8 protein-coding genes and 1 pseudogene are annotated in these 12,920 nt (G+C 34.2%); 1 reads left to right on the forward strand and 8 read right to left on the reverse strand.

Annotated features, from left to right (window positions below):
* Positions 1-25 precede the first annotated feature (25 nt).
* From AC1Q8N_RS24610 to colA, 7 genes and pseudogenes are all read right to left on the reverse strand, one after another.
* Positions 26-718 carry a response regulator gene (locus AC1Q8N_RS24610; RefSeq protein ID WP_000503457.1) on the reverse strand — a complete coding sequence of 231 codons (693 nt, stop codon included), beginning with the start codon at positions 716-718 and terminating at the stop codon, positions 26-28.
* Positions 718-2,328, reverse strand: coding sequence for an ATP-binding protein (locus AC1Q8N_RS24615; protein ID WP_493521416.1), 1,611 nt, complete (start codon positions 2,326-2,328; stop codon positions 718-720). The genes AC1Q8N_RS24610 and AC1Q8N_RS24615 overlap by 1 nt, the downstream gene beginning before the upstream one ends.
* A gap of 182 nt (positions 2,329-2,510) precedes the next feature.
* Positions 2,511-3,458, reverse strand: coding sequence for a methyl-accepting chemotaxis protein (locus AC1Q8N_RS24620; protein WP_493521418.1), 948 nt, complete (start codon positions 3,456-3,458; stop codon positions 2,511-2,513).
* A pseudogene (locus AC1Q8N_RS24625) lies at positions 3,453-4,622 on the reverse strand (HAMP domain-containing protein); the annotation flags it as partial. The gene AC1Q8N_RS24620 and the pseudogene AC1Q8N_RS24625, both read right to left, overlap by 6 nt.
* 112 nt (positions 4,623-4,734) lie before the next feature.
* Complete coding sequence (gene floT / locus AC1Q8N_RS24630) at positions 4,735-6,309, reverse strand: flotillin lipid rafts scaffold protein FloT (RefSeq protein ID WP_048541591.1); 1,575 nt, start codon at positions 6,307-6,309, stop codon at positions 4,735-4,737.
* Positions 6,310-6,321: 12 nt separating this feature from the next.
* A complete protein-coding gene (locus AC1Q8N_RS24635; protein ID WP_048541589.1) occupies positions 6,322-6,870 on the reverse strand; it encodes an NfeD family protein in 549 nt (182 codons plus the stop codon).
* Between the two features lie 245 nt (positions 6,871-7,115).
* The gene (gene colA / locus AC1Q8N_RS24640) at positions 7,116-10,013 is read right to left on the reverse strand and encodes a collagenase ColA (protein ID WP_098847509.1); all 2,898 of its coding nucleotides are present in this window, start codon (positions 10,011-10,013) and stop codon (positions 7,116-7,118) included.
* Positions 10,014-10,281: 268 nt separating this feature from the next.
* Between colA and opuD the strand changes: the two genes are divergently transcribed.
* Positions 10,282-11,832 (forward strand): glycine betaine transporter OpuD, encoded by a 1,551-nt coding sequence (gene opuD / locus AC1Q8N_RS24645; RefSeq protein WP_098076964.1) that lies wholly within the window; start codon positions 10,282-10,284, stop codon positions 11,830-11,832.
* A gap of 102 nt (positions 11,833-11,934) precedes the next feature.
* On the opposite strand, the gene AC1Q8N_RS24650 is transcribed toward opuD, so the two are convergent.
* Positions 11,935-12,801, reverse strand: coding sequence for a GNAT family N-acetyltransferase (locus AC1Q8N_RS24650; RefSeq protein ID WP_098076967.1), 867 nt, complete (start codon positions 12,799-12,801; stop codon positions 11,935-11,937).
* Between the last annotated feature and the right edge of the window lie 119 nt (positions 12,802-12,920).

A 12,920-nucleotide genomic window follows, 5' to 3' on the forward strand; every position in this document is an offset into this window, starting at 1 on the left:
ATGTAATTCTCTACTGTTTTTTTTGTTATGAAGAAACAAGAAAATACCTTCTTTCTGGTCTCCCTACACTCCCATATATAAGCTCCGCATGAACTTTCTTTCCAGATATTAAATACTCTAAATAGCGCCTCGCTGTTGATCGGCTTACCCCAACCATTGAGCTTAACACTTCTGCCGTAATACCTTCTTCATCAACTGTTAACATATGCTTTTTTATTTTTGCTAAAGTTAAAGGATCGATCCCTTTCGGGGCATATTCTATTTCATTTCCCTTTACGCCTCTTTGAGACCATAAATGTTCAATTTGCTCTATAGATAATTGATTAGTTTTCTTTAACTGCACAATCTTTTTTTGGTAACTTTCCAAACTCGCCCTAAATCGATCAAACATAAGTGGCTTTACGATATAATCTGTTACTCCGCCTCGTAGAGCGTGCCTCACCACATCTGTTTCCGATGCAGCTGTAATCATAATAATATCTGTATCATGCAAATTATGCCTAATATATGTGACAAGTTCCGTTCCTTGCATATCAGGTAAGTACACGTCTAATAAAACGAGTTGTGGCTTCACAAACTCTAGCCATTCTTTCGCTTGTTCTCCAGTCGTTGCTGTTCCAATTACTTTAAATCCCTCAATCTTTTCAGTAAAACGACGATGAATGTCCGCAATTCGAATATCATCTTCTACAATCAATACTTCAATCTCCTCACCCATTACAATTCGCCTCTCTCTTTTGGTAATGCAATAATAAATAATGCACCACCTAAATCCCCTTTTTCGATTGCAATACTTCCATTTAAATCTTCTACTAACTCTTTCACTTTTGCTAATCCATATCCTCGTTTCCCGCCTTCTTTCGTAGAGAAGCCTTTATAAAATATGCTAGTAATGACTTCATCATGAATCCCTTGTCCTGAATCTTCCACTTCAATTACTATTTCTGCTCCAATATCAGTTACAAACATCCTTACCTTCTTATCATTCTCTTCATTTCTTTCAATTGCTTCAAATGCATTCGTAATTAAATTTCCTAAAATAGAAACGACGTAATTACTCTCAATATGCGGGCTTAATTTATCTAAGCTACTTTCTCGATCTAGCATAAAATCAATCTTTAACTCTCGCGCTCTATTATAGAATCCAATTAAAATTCCACCTAACCATGGATTTTGAATTCGCTTCATAATAAATTGAACAAAATCTTGATATACCGCTGTTTCCTTATGAATAAGCTCTAAAGCATCTTCATATGATTCTAACTGGATAAGACCTGAAAGCGTATACAACAAATTGTTATATTCATGCGTTTGCGCTCGTAATGCCTCTGTATATTGCTTCGTCTGAGATAACTCTGCTGTTAACTGATCCATTTCAGATTTCAAACGTAAGCTCGATACAACGCCAGTTACTTTATTTTTCACTTTAATAGGTAGACGGTTCGCAATAACAGCCTGCCCTTTTATATTTAATTGACGATCAAACTGTTCTTCACCAGTTTGAAGTACATCTAGTATCGTTGAATTAGGAATTACATTTAAAATAAATTCTCCAATAATATTACGCTGTTCATCTAACGAAAGAATATCATAAGCCGCTTGATTGACTAAACTAATCATGCCATTGTGATCAATGACAATAATCCCTTCACGTACAGATTGAATCACTGTACTATGCTCTTCATATAAAGATGAAATTTCTTCTGGCTCCATCCCAAACATCATTCTTTTTATACTTCCGGCTAAATATATAGAACCAATTATCCCGATTAAAAGACCTATTACTGTAATCCAAAATACACGCTTTCCATATACTTCTACCGCTCCATGAATATCATTCATTGAGAATCCAACAGACACCACGCCTATAATTTCATTTTCCTGATTACGGATTGGAACTTTGCCGCGTAATGAAGGACCTAATGATCCAGTTGCTTTCGAAATATAAGATTTTCCTTCTAATAGAACTCCTTTATTATCTCCACCAACCATTGCTTCTCCTATTTTATCTCGCTTAGGATGTGCATATCGAATCCCCTCTTTGTTTCCAACTACAATAAAATCAGCATCTGTATCAATTCGAATTTTTTCTGCAATTGGCTGAATAATAGAAGCTGGATTTTCTTTTTGAAAAGCTTCCGTTATTTCAGGTATAGCAGCAACTGTTTTTGCAACATGCAAAGCCCGTTTCCCAATTTGCTCTTCTACCGTTTCAGACAATATATAATAAAATAAATAACTCGTTAACAGAAGTACAACTAGAATAAGTGTACTAATTGTTAATGTAATTCTTGGTTGTAGTTTTAATTTTTTAAGCCTCAAAACCATTCCCCTAACATAATTAAAGATAGAATTTAACGAAAATACAGTCTTTTATAATTTTACCTAATCATAACACGGTTACTCTATATTTCTTTATTTTTATCTTCATAAACTGAAACTTTAATCAACCCACAAATAGTGGGATAAAAAAAGAAACGAGGTACAATTACTACCTCGTTTCTTTTTTATTATACTTTAAATTTCCCAATCATCTCTTGTAATTCTTCTGCCATTTGCGATAAATGAACTGCTGCTGCATTGATTTCATCTACTGAAGCTAATTGTTCTTCTGAAGAACCAGCAATATTTTGAACGCTTGCTGCATTTTCTTCAATTGTAGCTGCAATTTCATTAATAGATGCACTAACTTGTTTTGCATCTACTGTCATTTGCTTTGCTACTTCTACCATACTATCAATTTGTACAACTGTATCATCTGTAGACTTCAATATTTCAGCAAAGCTTTGCTTCGTTTCATTTGCAACTACAAGCCCTGATTGTACTTCTGTCCCAACTCGCTTCATAGAACTTACCGTTTCCTTTATATCAAATTGGATCTCTTTCACTAGTTTTCCAATTTCCGTAGAAGACTGTCCTGATTGCTCAGCTAATTTTCGTACTTCATCTGCTACAATTGCAAATCCTCTTCCTTGTTCTCCAGCTCTCGCAGCCTCAATTGCAGCATTTAATGCTAATAAATTTGTCTGCTCTGCAATATGTTGAATTACCTCAAGGATTGCTCCAATTTGTTTCGATTTATCATCTAACAACACAATCACTTTATCTGATTTTGAAACAGACTCATGGATTAATTGCATTTGATTCACCGTTTGTTCAACTAACTTCCCACCATCTTCAGCCTTTTTCTTCGTATACATAGATGCTGTGGATACTAATGAAGAACTGTCTGCCACACGTTGAATTCCTTCTGTAACTTCTTCTAATAATGTTGCGCCTTCTTCGACTTCTTTCGTTTGTATTTCCGCTCCACTCGACACTTGCTCTATCGCTTGTGTAATTTGTTCCGTTGCTTCACTCGTCTGCTTCATACTAGCTGTTAATTCTTCTGAAGATGCCGCTACATGACCTGCTGAAGTATTTATATTGGAAATGACATTCTGTAATGATGCTGCCATCTCGTTAAAGCTTTCTCCTAGCTGTCCAATTTCATCTTTAGAATGAACTGTAATTGATTCTGTTAAATCGCCTTCACTAATCTTTTTCGATGATATAACAAGTTGTTTTAACGGTTTAATAATAGAAGCAATTATGAAGTAAATTAAAATTCCGCCAATTATTAATGAAATACCAATAACAGTTATCGTTTTATAGAAAATAGGTTCAGCTGCTTCAATAATTTCGTTTGAAGGCATAATTCCTGCTATTTTCCATCCAGTTATCTTATTTGTTTTAAAAGTGATATGACGATCTTCACCATCTAATGTGAAATTAAAATCACCTGTTTCTTGTTTGTACAACTCTTTTTCGAGCTTCTCTTCTACCTTATCCCCTGGCTTCATCGTTGGATGCGCTACCACATTTTTATCTTGATCAAAAATTGCTACATATCCCTTTTTACCGATATTAACCATCTTTGAAGTATTTACGATATCATTAATAATTAAATCAATACCGAGAACACCGCTCTTATCCTCATTTTGTTTTGCTATTGTAATAACAATATTTCCTGTCGTTTTTGATTTATATGGAGCTGTAATAATTACTTCTCCACTTTTTTTCACTGCCTCTTTATACCAATCTCTTTCTGTAGGATTATATCCTTCTGGCATTTGAATAGACGGTGATTGAATAAATTGCCCATTGCTGGATCCAGTATAGATGGCTTCCAGTTCTGGATGTAACTTATTATATTCTTCTAGTTTATTTTGGATATTTTGTATTTGATCCGTTTGGTAACTTGATTGTGTAAATAATTTTGTAAAATAAACTGCATCTACTTTTTTACTATCCAATTCCTTATTAATTACATTATCCAAAATTTTTATATTATCTTTCGCCGATTGTGAAATCGTCTCATTAAAGTTTGTCTTCGCTTGCTGATAAGACGTCCAACCAATTACAATACTTGGAAGAATTAAAATGATAACAAATGACACAAGTAACTTTGCTTTTAAACTACTACTTCTTAATTTTCCTTGAAACATATTTCTACCCCTCCATACCGTTTTAAATGTAATTGTTTTACATTTAATTTCTTTATATAAATCATACGATTCAAATGTATCAATGTGACTCTCTATCTCTTTCTCTATTGAAGAGTTGATACATACCTTTTTCATTCTATATAAATTAAATAATTAAAACAATATATAAAAATGTATATTATTCGAAATATTACAATTCACAGAAGAACCTCTAGTATCTTACTTACTAGAGGTTCCTTCCACTTTACTATTCTTTATCTTTTTCTACTTCTTTTTTCTCGTCTTCTACTACGGATACAACAGGTTTATCGTTTGATAATTGTTGTACCGCTCCTTTTCCTGCAAATCCTTCTAATAGCTCTTTTAAATCAATGCCAGAAGACGCTTTTAATGTTTCTTGCATCGTTGCCATTAAATCAGTCGCATAACCTGCAACTTTTCCGGCGCCGCTATTTTTACCACCACCGCCTGTATCGACAACTGTAATCTTATCAATGTTGCTAAGCGGGCTTGCAATTTCCTTCGCATAACTTGGAAGCATTTTAAGAACCATATCCATAATTGCCGCTTGACCATATAGCTCAAATGCCTCTGCAATTTTTTGTTTCGCTTCCGCTTCTGCTAAACCTTTTAATCTGATAACATCTGCTTCCGCTGTACCTTGTGCTTTTTGTACTTCTGCTTTTGCTTGACCTTGCGCTTTTTCGATTTCCGCCTTCGCTAAACCTTCTACACGAACTTCTTCTGCACGTGCTCTTGCTTCCGCTTCAATTTTATATTGATCTGCATCTGCTTTTTTCATTTGTTTTACTTTTTCTGCTTCTGCTGATTGTTCAACAGCATAGCGATCTGCATCTGCCTTTTTCTTTACTTCTGCATCATATTGCTTTTCACGACGCGCAATCTCCTTTTCTTCTAATTCAATTTGCTTTTCACGCTCAATGATTTTAACGCGCATTTGCTCTTCTGTAACACCTTGTTGCGCTTTTGCTTGTTGTAATTCATAGGAAAGATCTGCATCTGCGCGAGCTTGTTCTTGGTCTCTCTTATAAGATTGTACTTTTAACTCTTTATGTTTTTCAGCTTCAGCGATTTGTGCATCACGTTGATACTCAGCTTCTTTCGCTTCTTTCTCAGCACGAGCTTTTTCAATTCGCGCCTCTTTTTCACGCTCTGCATTTGCAACTGTTGCATCACGCTTAACCATCGCAATTTGTGGCTGACCAAGTGCATCTAAGTAACCATTCTTATCCATGATTTCTTTAATTGTAAAGGAAACGATGCGAAGTCCCATCTTCTTTAAATCTGTAGAAGCTACTTCATGTACCTTTTGAGCAAATTGCTCTCTATTACTATAGGCATCTTCTACTGTCATAGAAGATAAAATAGCACGTAGATGCCCTTCTAAAACTTCTTTTGCTTCTATTTTCAACTCTTCTGTTTCTTTTCCTAAATATTGTTCAGCTGCTGTAGAAACTTCTTCAATGGTAGACCCTACTTTAATAATAGAAACACCATTTACTGTAATCGGTACACCTTGTTTCGTATACGTATCACGTGTTCCCACTTCTAATTTGTAGTTTAATAGACTTAAAGGCTCTGCTCTTTGCATAATCGGAACTACGAAAGTACCGCCGCCACGAATAATCTTAATCTTCTTTCCATCATCAGTAGTAACTACATTTTTCCCGCCACCAAGCCAGTTTCCAGTAACAATTAATGCTTCATCTGGTCCAACTGTTCGATACTTTGTAATGAATACTAAAATGAGTAGAATTAAAATTGCGAGTAATACTCCACCGATAATTAATGGAATCGTCATGTAAATTCCCCCTTATAATTTTGGTTTCTTTAAAGAATAAGCGATGTTCTGTACAAGCAGAACACCATCTTGGACTCCCTCGATAATAACTTCAGTTCCTTGTGAAATATCTTTTTTCCCAATTGTTTTAGCTGGAATTGCATTACTTCCAAATTGGGAGGAGATTAATACTTCTCCAAATCCTTCTGTAGGAATTGTTGTAATGACCTCTCCCTTACAACCAATAAATTCATCCATGCGCTGCACGGTGTTTTGTTCTGCTTCTGCAATCGGCTTTAAAATTAATATTTTCATTATGAAAACACCAATAAAGGATATAGCAAATGCAGACCCGAAAATAAGAATGCTATTAAAGGAAAATAAATATTCTCCTATATAACTAAGTCCACATAACATGGCGAAAAAACTAAGTAATAAAGTAACAACGGATACAGATCCGCCTCCAAAACTAAATATGGATTCAAATATATCTCCAAAAAAGATATAAATAACAGTGAGTATAGTAGCAATAATAAACCCGTATAAATAAATTGTTTCAAGTGGATAACCAAACAAAGCCATTTCTTATCCCCCTCTCTTAAACAATCCCTTTTTTGTTATGTGTATGCCCCACCTCTTTCAAAGATTATAGTTCTTAATTTTCAGTTATTTACCCTTTAAAGAAAAGCCTGTAAGACAGGCCCATAAAAAAGAACAGGAGAAACCTATTGTGACAGGCTCCTCCTAGTAAATAACCGATATATTATATATCTATATAATATACTATTTTCCACAAAAAGTAAAGTTAAACATACATTGGAAAGCACTTATTTTACTGATAATTCGTACGTTCCATCGCCATTATCATATTTATATACATACAAATAATACTTACCTGGTTTTGCATTAAATTTTGCCTCTATATGATTTCCATTAGCTTGACCGTAAGCGGCATAATTTTGCATATCTGATTCATGGTGAAGCACCCATGTCATCCCGATTCCATACTCATTTAAAACGGAAATATCGATATTTTTCGTTGATGCTACATTAAATGTATAAACATCGGTATGATCTCCACCGATAAGGCTACCTTTTATAGTAGTGTTTAGCCCAATACGATTCGCTTCCTCTGGACGATTATTTGGTTCTAATTCTGTTAAACTTCCATCTTTAATCGTAACAGTGGTTTCGTTTCTGCTCTCTTTGCCTTTATCATCTTTTACTCTTAACGCTACTTTATAAATTCCTTCTCTTTCATATGCATGTATTGGATTAACTTCTGCACTTGTGCTACCATCTCCAAATTCCCATAAATAAGAAACAATTTTTCCATCTTCATCATTTGAGCCATCACTTTTAAATTGAATTCCTTCTTTTACAAGCCCATTATAAGGTCCATTTATATTAACCGTTGGAGCTTTATTTTCTCCATCATCTTTTGCGATACCATGGAAGACTACATCATATTCAAATTCATTTGAACTATTCACACGATAATTGACGAAGTATGCTGTAACAGTTTTGTAGCCACTCCATTCTTTTTGCGCCAGTTGTTCTAGTGCCTCATTTACTCGTTTACTCATTTCATTCCAGTCTTCTGACTCACCTTTCGTTACACTACCTGTAAATGTACCTTCTAATGTAAATGTATTAAAGAATTGGGAGCTATGTTTTGTCATTTTTGCCTCTTTCATCGGCAACGTATCACTAATTTCTTTCTCTACTGCTCTTAACGATTTTGGTGCATGTTCAGCTAAATAATCCTCTGCTACTTCCGGTACATTATATTTATCTTGATTATCAATTAGCTGTTGCATATACTCTTGATACTCTTTATTTAGTTTAGAATCTTTACTTAAATTCTCACGATAGGCATCATAATTTTTCACGTCATTTGCACGAATTAAATCTTGAATTTTATCAAATGTTTCAAATTGATGTGTATATAAATAAGATTGCAATGCGAACGAGTAATTATAGAAATCCCAAGAACCATATTTAGCAAATAATGTGCGCTCTGCTGTATAACGGCTTGCAGGATCAGATGATAATCCACTAATGATGCTCTTTCTCGGCACTACATTATTTGTACGAGTAGATCCTGCGAAAAATTCTGCATTTCCTTCTTGGAACCAAGTTAATCTCTCATTTTGATACATATCTCCTCTTCCAAATAAACCTGGCACTTCAAATCTCCCTTGAAGATAATGAGTAAACTCATGACGGAATAACTCTTCTAAACTATAAATACTTTGTTCTGGCGTACGCTCATATGTAAAGAATGTACCTGTTTCTTCTATATAAATGCCACCGTTGTTTGTTTCATACCCATACAATTGTCTGTTTAACTGATATTCGTCTGGAGTATTATAGATTACTATCGTTAATACGTCGTCTGCATTACCTGGCTCTAATGCTTTGTCATTCCCAATTACACGATGATACTGTGCTTTTACTTCCTTTGCAGCCCAGTATAGTCTCTTAATTTTTTCTTCTGATACTTTATCTCCTGTTTTAAATACGATAGATCCATCGTCGAATGTATACGTTTTTGGTAAGTACTGTTCTTTTCCTTCTTTACGTATCGTCTCTAAATCTACCGTATTACCGCTATAATCTTTTCCGTTATAATTTGTTGTAATTTGTTCTACTGCAACAAAATACGGCTCACTTAAACGCGGGTACATATGCATTGCTTGTGTAACAACCTCTAAACCTTTATTTGGATTACTATGAAACTTCCCTAAACGACTAGCAAAATAAATTCCATTATTAACGAGCCACTTATTTTCTGGTGTTACTTCATTTAGAAGAGCGATACGATTTATTTCATTAATAAATCCATCTACTTTCCCGTACCACATTGTATCTTTTGCCTCTTTACGAGTTTCAAATAAATAAGATTGCATATCATAATCAATACCTTGCATCATATCGTATACAGCTTGCCCTTTCATACGATCGTCTACATACGTATGAAGATTATCATTGTATTGTTTTAAAATATTCGATGCGTATTGAACTGTTTCCACATCACTTGAAGCATTACTAATTAATTTACCGTATGCAGATACGACTGCATCTTGCTCATATGTACCAAGCTTAAAGTTTGGATTGGTTGCAATTGCTTTTAAAGCAGGTAAACATTTATCCTGGAAGCTTCTCTCATTTAAATCGCTTAATTCATTATTGTAAAATGCAAGATAAAAAGCTGAACGTAACACTTCCGTAAACGTTTGAATTCCTTTTGAATCATCTTTCGTAAACGTACTACCTCGATGAGCTAATTCGTCTATAACTGCTTGCATTTTCCCTTTATCTTTATAAAAAGCCTTTGCATCTTCATTGAACTGGAATAAGTCTGTAATTTGATTCCATTTAATACTTCCTAGCGTTTCAACTAATTCTTGATTATTCATTTTGTTTAAATCAGCCATTGAATAGCTTTCTTTCATTTGCTTTATTTCTGAGCTCTTCATAATAGATGCTGGTCGCTGCGAAAAGTCTCCTACTTTTAACCGTTCTTGAAACGATAATGTTTCCTCTGCTTTAGAAACATGTCCAATCTCATCTACTGGTTTTTCAATCCCAACTGGTTTCGAATGCAATACATTGTATGGCACCTTTTCTTCTGCTGATACATTCGTTTGAATTGCTCCTAACGATAGCGCCATTGTACTAATACTAAGCATCACTTTATTAATCTTTGATTTCTTGTTCATATCATTGCCCCCTATTTATATATTCCCTTGAAGAATTTAACATAAAATCTAGATACAACAATATAAAATGCAATATTTCATATTATTTCTTCCTATATTTTGTACATATCGTGAACAGACTTACCTTTATCTAACCTCCAATAATTATGAATCCATAGCGATTAAACTGTCCTTTTACACAAGATAAAAATCGAATTTTTTGACAATTAATCTTTTAATTGTTATAGTTAATATAATTGTTAACTTTATTAAACAAAGGTGGGATTCTATGATAAAAAAAGAAAACAGTGTATTTTATATCTCCATCTTGCTAACAACATTATTCATCATATGGGGAATTACCCCGGCAAGTTGGATACAAGGCTATGATTTGCAAAGTGTTACATCTTCCTTAAACTCATTTATCCTCAATAAATTTGGATGGTTTTACTCTCTACTTATGACCGCAATGATTATTTTAGCCACTTATTTAGCATTTTCTAAGTACGGTTCTATTCGTCTTGGTAAAGATGGAGAAAAACCACAGTATAGTTATCCATCTTGGCTATCCATGTTGTTTGGAGCAGGAATGGGAATTGGACTGCTCTTTTATGGAATCACTGAACCGATTTCACATTTTACAGATCCATTAACAGGAAAAGCAGGTACAGAGGAAAGCGCCAAACTCGCTATGCAATATTCATTTTTCCACTGGGGACTCTTTCCGTGGTCACTATACGCGATGGTTGCTTTAACAATTGCATATTTCACATTCCGCAAACAAAAAGGTAGCACAATTGGAGCTACAGTTACTCCATTATTTAATCGATCGAAAAATTCTCCTATCGGAAAAACAGTCGATATTTTGGCTGTTTTAGCCACAGTATTCGGTATTGTGCCATCTGTTGGGATTGGTTCTCAACAAATCGCCGGAGGATTAAGCTATTTATTCCCTTCTATTCATAACACTGTACTTACACAACTCGTACTTATCGCCATCTTCGCTGTTTTATATTTAACAAGTGCACAAACAGGCTTAGATCGTGGGATTAAATATTTGAGTAACTTAAATTTCTCTCTTGCAGGTATATTACTCGTCTCCTTTTTACTTTTAGGACCAACTGTATTTATTATGAAATATTTCACATCTACACTCGGTTCTTATATCGGAGCTTTACCTAGTATGGGATTAAATTTAGGAGCATTTAATGAAAAATCTTCTTCTTGGATTGAAAACTGGACTATTTTCTATTGGGGATGGTGGATCTCTTGGTCTCCATTCGTCGGTACATTCATCGCTCGTATTTCTAAAGGGCGCACAATAAAAGAATTTATTATTGGAGTTGTATTAGTCCCAACTCTTATCTGTACATTTTGGTTTGCAGTATTTGGCGGTACCGCTATCCATATGGAAATGTTCCAATCGCTTGGTATAGCTGATGAAATCGCAAAAAATGGTACAGAGATTGGATTATTTGCTGTTATTTCACACCTACCGTTCTCTACATTTTTAACAATTATCGGGTTAATTTTAGTAGCCACATTTTTCGTTACTTCTGCTGACTCGGCAACATTTGTTGTTTCAATGCAAACGAGTAACGGAAGCTTATCACCGAAAAATAGTTTAAAACTTATATGGGGATTAACAATCGCAATAATTGCTGCTATTTTATTACAAGCTGGAGGATTAAATGCGCTGCAAATAGCAGCTATAATTGCTGCGCTACCATTTTCTATCGTAGTTGTTCTTATGGTCATTTCGCTCTTTAAGGAGCTTCGAAAAGAAGATGTTAATTTACAAGCAAAAGAAGTTCCGCAAAAAATAAAGAAGGTTATGTAACGATTAGCACCTCAAATTTTTTCTAAATCCGTGATGAATGAGGAAAAAGTAGATTAATAAAACCGATTCATATGAAATATCATTTTCATATGAATCGGTTTTTTACTCTATTATATAGTGTTGTAAACATGCCTTCTCCTCAAAACCTACTTTCTTGTACAACTTCATCGCACGATCATTATTCGTATTCAAACATAGTTCTATCTCTTTCATCTCTTGGAAGGAGAAAATATACTGAATTACCCCTTGTAATAACCGCTCTCCGACACCTTTTCTTCTACTATTTTCAGCGGTTGCAATAAATTCAATATTCGCTTCGTGAAACTCCGGATTTACTTCAACATATACATAACCTTCTAACCTGTCATTCTTCATACTTACAAATAATTTATTCGTATTGCTTAAACGTTCAATAATTTCATACCCTTCATAATATGTATTAGGAAAAATATGATTGTGTAAAGAGATAAACTGCTCAAATACTTTTGGTAAAGCTTCTTCCACATTACATATAGTATGTTGTTTCACACCACTATTACTTAGCCTAAAAATACTATGTCGCTCTTGTTCTTTAGCATGTAAATCCTTCATTAAACGAGTACAATTATTATTTTCCACGTGATAAAAACCATAAAATTTTCCAATATGAAACGGTACCTTTTCTATAAGTTCCTTCCACATATGTAAAGCAACTTCTTCCCAATTCTCTGCTTTAATAAACGGTCCCCATATTTCTGCACATTTCTTTACTTCATCCACATCAAATCCCAATACACCAATTATTTTATTGTCCTCATAAGTAACAACAAAAGATCTTTCCCATCCTATATCAGAAAAATCATGAAGAATCGTATGTAACACCTCCTTTTTCTCATCTCCACAATAACCAACATGATGAATAGCATCCTTATTCATACTTGCAATAAATAATGCAATCTCTTCAATTTTTAACATAGAACTAATATGCATACCCTCTCCTCCTTCTCTAATATATTTACACTTTTTCCATTCATATCCTTCTACCATAAAAAGGCATTATCATAAGCACATTTCAAAATGAAATCGCTATGATAACACCTTCTAAAAAA

The organism is Bacillus sp. GW823-FHT06B01 (assembly GCF_058952315.1).